The 6,137-nt window shown below is 64.1% G+C and carries 7 protein-coding genes; 5 read left to right on the forward strand and 2 right to left on the reverse strand.

The window, feature by feature from the left end; genetic code table 11:
• Positions 1-140 precede the first annotated feature (140 nt).
• Both QZY48_RS31950 and QZY48_RS31955 read left to right on the forward strand, forming a co-directional pair.
• Positions 141-1,103: an alpha-E domain-containing protein gene (locus tag QZY48_RS31950; protein ID WP_295438295.1), complete on the forward strand. Its 963-nt coding sequence runs from the start codon at positions 141-143 to the stop codon at positions 1,101-1,103.
• Positions 1,100-2,005 (forward strand): transglutaminase family protein, encoded by a 906-nt coding sequence (locus tag QZY48_RS31955; RefSeq protein WP_295438298.1) that lies wholly within the window; start codon positions 1,100-1,102, stop codon positions 2,003-2,005. Before QZY48_RS31950 ends, QZY48_RS31955 begins: the two co-directional genes overlap by 4 nt.
• Before the next feature lie 89 nt (positions 2,006-2,094).
• Here QZY48_RS31955 and QZY48_RS31960 read toward each other — a convergent pair whose 3' ends face one another.
• Both QZY48_RS31960 and QZY48_RS31965 read right to left on the reverse strand, forming a co-directional pair.
• Positions 2,095-2,418, reverse strand: coding sequence for a hypothetical protein (locus QZY48_RS31960; protein WP_295438300.1), 324 nt, complete (start codon positions 2,416-2,418; stop codon positions 2,095-2,097).
• A 62-nt stretch (positions 2,419-2,480) separates the two neighbouring features.
• Entirely contained in the window at positions 2,481-2,732 is a 252-nt protein-coding gene (locus QZY48_RS31965; protein WP_295438302.1) for a hypothetical protein, read from the reverse strand.
• A gap of 586 nt (positions 2,733-3,318) precedes the next feature.
• Here QZY48_RS31965 and ubiD point away from each other — a divergent pair.
• From ubiD to QZY48_RS31980, 3 genes are all read left to right on the forward strand, one after another.
• Positions 3,319-4,785, forward strand: coding sequence for a 4-hydroxy-3-polyprenylbenzoate decarboxylase (gene ubiD, locus QZY48_RS31970; RefSeq protein ID WP_295438304.1), 1,467 nt, complete (start codon positions 3,319-3,321; stop codon positions 4,783-4,785).
• 18 nt (positions 4,786-4,803) lie between these two features.
• Positions 4,804-5,007, forward strand: a complete 204-nt coding sequence (locus QZY48_RS31975; protein ID WP_295438307.1) for a hypothetical protein — start codon at positions 4,804-4,806, stop codon at positions 5,005-5,007.
• A gap of 258 nt (positions 5,008-5,265) precedes the next feature.
• Positions 5,266-6,045 carry a DUF3050 domain-containing protein gene (locus QZY48_RS31980; protein ID WP_295438310.1) on the forward strand — a complete coding sequence of 260 codons (780 nt, stop codon included), beginning with the start codon at positions 5,266-5,268 and terminating at the stop codon, positions 6,043-6,045.
• The last annotated feature ends 92 nt before the right edge of the window (positions 6,046-6,137 follow it).

A 6,137-nucleotide genomic window follows, 5' to 3' on the forward strand; every position in this document is an offset into this window, starting at 1 on the left:
GGGGCTTTACGATAACCTCGATTACGACAACGACAACGACAACGACAACGAAAATGGCGCCATAAGTAGCCCCTAGTGGAAGTGTTTAACTTATGGATTGATTTGCGTTCATTTGCGTTTATTTGCGGACAATCTCTTCCATGTTGAGTCGTATCGGCGAATCGCTGTACTGGATGACGCGCAACCTGGAGCGGGCGGACGACACCGCGCGCATCCTGGATATCAATGTCGTCTACATGCTGGAGGCGGATGAGGGCGCCACCGAGGAGATGCAGTGGCAGCCCCTGCTGAACATCGTCGGCGCCGACGAACTCTATCCGGTGCGCTATCCGGACAAGCGGGTGACGGTACAGCGGGTCATCCACCTGCTGACCCAGGAGAAGGACAACCCCGGCTCGCTCTACAACAGCGTGCGCCTCGCCCGGGAGAACGCCCGGGTGGTGCGTGACCGTATCTCCAGCGCCATGTGGGAGGCGATGAATGAGTTTTGGCTCTCGGTGGACAAACACCTGAAGACCACGCTGCAACCCTGGCGGGCGGCGGAGTTCTATGCCCATGTGCACCGGGAGGTCGCCACCTTCTACGGGCTCGCCCAGAGCACCATGATCCGCGGCGAGGCCTACGGATTCACCGTGCTCGGCAGCCTCCTGGAGCGGGCCGACATGACCGCGCGCATCCTCGACGTGCGCTACCACCTGCTGCTCCCGGATCTGAGCCTGGTCGGCTCGCCGCTGGACTACTACCAATGGGGCGCGTTACTCAAGTCACTGTCCGGGTTCGACGCCTACCGGCGCCAGTACCACGGCGGCATCCGTCCCATCGAGGTGGTGGAGTTCACCGTACTGAATCCGGACTTCCCCCGCTCCCTGACCTACTGTCTGAACGGCATGGAGCGGGCCCTGGCGCGTATCGGCCTGATCGATCACGGTGAGGTACCGCGGGCCCTGCAGGCGCTGCGCGAACACCTGACCGTGGCCACCCCGCGGGACATCCTGGACCAGGGCCTGCACGAATATCTCGACCGCTACCTGGCCCTGTTGGCGGACCTGGCGACGGCCCTGCAGGCGGACTACTTCGAGGCCCACCTGGGAGACGCGCCGTGAGATACCGTATCGAGCGCGACTGCCGCATCCTCTATCCCACCCCGGTGCGGGAACATCACTGCCAGGTCCGCCTGGCGCCTTGGGAGGACGGTAATCAGGCGCTGGCCCGCCTGGAACTGCGGGTCTCACCGGCCACCCTGCCGGTCGCCCGTTACGATGGCTTCGGCAACCTGACACACCACTTCGGCGTGCTCAGTGCCCACCGCGCGCTTGAATTCACCCTCACCGCCGAGGTCGAGACCCGGCTATCGAACCCTTTCGACTTCGAGGTCCTGAGCCCGGCCCGGGAGCGCGTCTGGCTGACGGACAGCCTGCACCAGGCCCCGCGCCTGTGGGACTTCGTCTACCACCAGGGGTGTCTGACCCCCAAGCTCCCCGAGAAGATCGCCGGCCGCCCCACGCCCGAATGGCAGGAGGGGGTGGCGGTGCTTAGCCAAATTCAGGAGGCCCTCACCTGGGTCCATACGGTCGCGGAGTTCGACCCCCAGGAAACCGAATCCGTCAAGACCCTGCCGGACCTCTTCAGCGCCGCACGCGGCACCGCCGCCGACCTGTCCCACCTGTTGATTGCGCTCCTGCGCGGCTGGGCCCTGCCCGCCCGCTTCGTCTCCGGCTACCAGGACGCCGCCTGGTTCGAGCCCGACGACGAGGCCCCAGCGGGCACCGCCGCGCGCCTCCAGGCCCTGCACAACTGGGTCGAGACCCTGGTCCCCGGGGCCGGCTGGCGCGGCTTCGACCCCGCCTTCGGCCTGCTCGCCGACGACACCTACATCCGGGTGGCAGTCGGTCGCGACGCCCACGATGTCAGCCCGCTGCGCCATACCAGCAAGGGCGCCGGGGACAGCCCCGAAGTGACGGAGACGCTCAGCGTCACCCGCCTGGACGGCGCACCCGGCCTTTAGCTTCAACCATTCGCTTCGCGAGGCCGGGCGTCTATACCATTACCAGACTCCGCCCCCACCACTCCGGTGCTCTTATACCAGAGTGCATGTCAAATCTCGCAACACCGCATCAATAGGGCAGGCATATGTTTGCTGGCCATTGCCGGCGTAGAGTATTCCCACAATTTCCCCATTGGTTCGGACAATCGCTGAACCTGAACTACAGGTATATCGTTGAATCGCTTGATGGCAGGCACGCCGGCACTGAGCGGAACAGGCACAGCGCTATTTCTAACCGCACGAAACCCATAAGCAGTCGCATGACGCGCAATGCCCACTGAGCGCACCCTGGGATCTGCGTCAAATAGCTCCTCTGCCGCAGCTTCTACATTATCCAGAGCTTTCTCAAAGGAAACGCCCATCACGTCCTCCATTGCTTCCAAATTGGCAAGTTGATTACTTGGTAGACGAGCGTTTAAGACGCTCGCGCCATGATTTAGCGATGGTTAAGAGGATCAGGCACCTTGAAGTTGGTATTCGCGATTATTGGGATGGTTTCACCCTCCAAGATAATCTCCGATGGAATACTGGCGGCTTCCGCGCCTTCAATGCGCACACGAATAGCTATTTCAGAGCGATTTCTTGGGTTCAACGTGATGCCCAGGGCGTAGCCCCCATCATAATCATTAAGTATCATCTGTTGAACCTCCGGTCGCTCTATCAGATTTGCCAAACGATCTTGATTCATGTTATCTCGCAGTAACGGATGAGCATTTATCCAGCGCATGTGTGGCACTAATCCTGACCGTGACACCGGGCGCGCCACGTACGACGAATAAATGTTGGTTGAACTGATCCGATCCCGGCACAACGTAGCGGACAGCCACGCTCAGAGAGCAGGAATCTTCTCCAGACCGGCATCGACTGCAACCTCTTGGGCCCAACCTATTGGGCCGCTTGCGGGGCAGCGGGCGATCAACAAGGCACGAACCGGGCTTCAGATTGGCCTCAAGGGGTGGATAGGGCTGTTTGCAGCCAAGCGTAGCCCATTTTTCAGCGGGCGGCAAACGTACGCGGGCCGGTTGGGGTCCCGTCCGCTAGACGGGCAATGACCGGCCTTAAAGGCGCTGGAAGATGCGTAACACTTCAGGTCAGGCGGCGGCGTTGGGATGTCATCAGCCTCCTTGGAATGACTTCCCGCCGATAACAACCCCCTGTTCTATCGGCGTTCTTCTACGGTGCTTCGCGGCCACCCCCCTTTCTGGGTTGAGGCGAACCCGGCGATACCCCATCATGCCGCCCCCGACCCCGCAGCCTTGGTAGCGTCCCCGCCCATGAAATACGCCGACCTCCGCGACTTCATCGACCAACTGGAAAGCCGCGGCGAGCTGAAACGCGTCCGCGCCGAGGTCGACCCCTACCTGGAGGTGACCGAGATCTGTGACCGCACACTGCGCGCGGGCGGACCGGCGCTCCTGTTCGAGCGGCCCAAGGGGTCGCGCATCCCATTGCTCGGCAACCTGTTCGGCACCCCCAAGCGGGTGGCCCTGGGGATGGGGGAGGAGTCGGTGGCGGCCCTGCGCGAGGTCGGTCGGCTGCTCGCCTTCCTCAAGGAGCCGGACCCGCCCAAGGGACTGCGCGAGGCCTGGGCGGCACTGCCGATCTTCAAGAAGGTCCTGGACATGGCCCCCAAGGTCAGGCGCAACGCCCCCTGCCAGGAGCAGGTCTGCGCCGGCGGGCAGGTGGACCTGGGGCGCTACCCGATCCAGCACTGTTGGCCGGGCGACGCCGCACGCCTCATCACCTGGGGCCTCGTGATCACCCGCGGTCCGGAGAAGCCGCGGCAGAACCTGGGCATCTACCGGATGCAGGTCTTGGGACCCAACCGGGTCATCATGCGCTGGCTGGCCCACCGGGGGGGCGCGCTGGACTTGCGTGACTTCCAGCGGGCGCACCCGGGCCAGCCCTTCCCGGTGGCGGTGGCCCTGGGGGCGGACCCGGCGACCATCCTGGCGGCCGTGACACCGGTGCCGGACAGCCTGTCGGAATACGCCTTCGCCGGCCTGCTGCGGGGCAGTCGCACCGAGGTGGCCGCCGCTCTGGGGTCGGACCTGCAGGTGCCGGCCAGGGCCGAAATCGTGCTGGAGGGGCACATCTACCCGGACGACCTGGCGACCGAGGGCCCCTTCGGCGACCACACCGGCTATTACAACGAGGTCGACCGCTTCCCGGTCTTCACCATCGAGCGGATCACCCAACGCGCCGACCCCATCTATCACAGCACCTATACCGGCCGACCGCCGGACGAACCGGCGATCCTGGGGGTGGCGCTCAACGAGGTCTTCGTGCCCATCCTGTGCAAGCAGTTCCCGGAGATCCAGGACTTCTACCTGCCGCCGGAGGGCTGCTCCTATCGGCTGGCGATCGTCAGCATGAAGAAGCAGTACCCGGGGCACGCCAAGCGGGTGATGATGGGGGTCTGGTCGTTCCTGCGCCAGTTCATGTACACCAAGTTCGTCATCGTGGTGGACGAGGACATCAACCCGCGGGACTGGCAGGACGTGATCTGGGCCATGACCACCCGCATGGACCCGGCGCGCGACACGGTGCTGATCGAGAACACCCCGATCGATTATCTGGACTTCGCCTCCCCGGTGTCGGGGCTCGGGTCCAAGATCGGGTTCGATGCGACCAACAAGTGGCCGGGCGAGACGACCCGCGAGTGGGGCCAGCCGATCCGCATGGACGATGCGGTGCGCGAGCGGGTGGATCGGATCTGGGCCGACCTGGGGATCCAGTAACGCGAAGCGCAATTCCCGGTGCCTGTCCGGCGATCGATCAAGCGCGAGCAATCAGGCGATTCCCGCATACCTTCGTACCCTCAGGACACACCGACCCGGTGGGAGCGGCTTAACCGTGAAAGTCCGGCGGGGCCTTGTGGAAGCGGCTTCAGCCGCGACGGAAGTAGAAATGATGCGACCACGATTACGACAACGACAACGACAACGACGCCCGGTCAGTGAGAACGTCCAGTAGCTGTGGCTGTAGGGTACGCATCGCGCACCCCGCTCCGGCGGTCGCGGCAGGTTGGCGGGCACGCGATGCGTACCCTACGAAATATACGTTAAAATATCAGTTCTGATCGCACCCGCGCCGCACACCTGGGAGCGCCGCGCACCCGCTCCGCGCATCGCACGCCCGTGCGACTGGTTTTCCGCGCGCCAAACCGTATAGTGACGGACCAGTATCCGGTGATCGACCCTGTGACGAGGAGCCCCGCCATGGCAGTACTAAACCTGGAACATTTGCGCCCGCTGCAGGAGCAGATCAACAACCACCCACTCTACAGTGCCATCCGCGAACTGCGGGACCTGCGGGTCTTCATGGACCATCACGTCTACTCGGTCTGGGACTTCATGTCGCTGATCAAGTACATGCAGCGGCACCTGGCGCCGACGCAGGTGCCCTGGAGGCCCCACGGGGACCCGGCCTTGCGCTACTTCATCAACCGGCTGGTGTTGGAGCAGGAGTCCGACAGCGCCCCGACCCGCGACGGCGCCCTCCGTTACGGGAGCCAATTCGAGCTCTACTGCGAGGCCATGAACGAGATCGGCGCCGACGGGGAGCGCCCCAAACGGTTTCTCGCCCTGGTCGCCGAACGCGGGCTCGACAAGGCGCTCTACTCCGACCTGGTGCCCCAGCCGGCGCGCTACTTCGCCGAGACCACCTTCTGCTTCATCCACGAAAACAAGCCACACGAGGTAGCCGCCGCCCTGGTAATGGGCCGCGAGCACCTGCTCCCCGGCATGTTCCGCGGCTTGCTGGCGCACCTGCCGCTCGGCCCGACCCAGGCCCCGGGCTTCCACTACTACGTGAACTGCCACGTCCACCTGGACGAGGACTTCCATGCCCCCCTGTCGATGCAACTGCTGACCCAACTGTGCGGCAACGACGCCCTGCGTCTGGAGGAGGCAGAGGCCGCCGCCGAGGAGGCGGTGTGCGCGCGGTTGCGCTTCTGGGACGGGATCCTGGAGGCCATCGAGACCGACCGCGGTCCCTGACCCTCAGCGAGCGGACCGTCTCACGGACCGGGCGTCGTTAGTCGTTGTCGTTGTCGTTGTCGTTGTCGTAATCGAACAATCCGATCACGACA

Source organism: uncultured Thiodictyon sp., from assembly GCF_903828115.1.
In the GTDB taxonomy this organism is placed as follows: domain Bacteria; phylum Pseudomonadota; class Gammaproteobacteria; order Chromatiales; family Chromatiaceae; genus Thiodictyon.

Excerpts from the sequence above, each read along its gene's own strand:
- QZY48_RS31950 (WP_295438295.1), top strand. The coding sequence starts at position 141 with ATGTTGAGTCGTATCGGCGAATCGCTGTACTGGATGACGCGCAACCTG.
- QZY48_RS31960 (WP_295438300.1), bottom strand. The coding sequence starts at position 2,418 with ATGGAGGACGTGATGGGCGTTTCCTTTGAGAAAGCTCTGGATAATGTA.
- QZY48_RS31965 (WP_295438302.1), bottom strand. The coding sequence starts at position 2,732 with ATGAATCAAGATCGTTTGGCAAATCTGATAGAGCGACCGGAGGTTCAA.
- ubiD (WP_295438304.1), top strand. The coding sequence starts at position 3,319 with ATGAAATACGCCGACCTCCGCGACTTCATCGACCAACTGGAAAGCCGC.
- QZY48_RS31980 (WP_295438310.1), top strand. The coding sequence starts at position 5,266 with ATGGCAGTACTAAACCTGGAACATTTGCGCCCGCTGCAGGAGCAGATC.